Raw genomic sequence first — 410 nt, forward strand, 5'->3', positions numbered from 1 at the left:
ACCACGCCCAAAACAAATTCAGCGCAATGTTGGCATCGCGAGATTGAGGAGCCAGAAATAGGATGGCAACGACGATCGCAAAGACGGGCAGGGTAAAGCCGTAGTTAATTCGATCCGGCCACCACGAACTGCGTAGAAACTGCCGCAGGCGCGGATAGGTATTAAGCAGGTTGACGCGAAACCGCTTGCTGCGCGTACTCACCGACCAAAAGACTTCTTCTGTCAAAACGGCAGCGCGACCGCGAAGCGATCCCGGAACGGTATCGCCTTGCAGCATTGCCCGCGCAATCAGTCCTTCGAGTTCCGTCAAATTTCCCGGAAAGTCGTAGCCTTGCAGCCGCCGCAGCGCTTCGGGCGCAACATCAGGCGGCGAAATGCCCCGCGATCGACTAATCAGGCTGATGTAGTAC

1 protein-coding gene is annotated in these 410 nt (G+C 56.6%); it reads right to left on the reverse strand.

Going from position 1 to position 410, the window contains the following annotated elements:
- On the reverse strand, positions 1 to 410 hold a 410-nt coding region (locus tag D7Y13_RS43970), incomplete at both ends, for an AAA-type ATPase lid domain-containing protein (protein WP_500683211.1).

The organism is Corallococcus praedator (assembly GCF_003612125.1).
In the GTDB taxonomy this organism is placed as follows: domain Bacteria; phylum Myxococcota; class Myxococcia; order Myxococcales; family Myxococcaceae; genus Corallococcus; species Corallococcus praedator.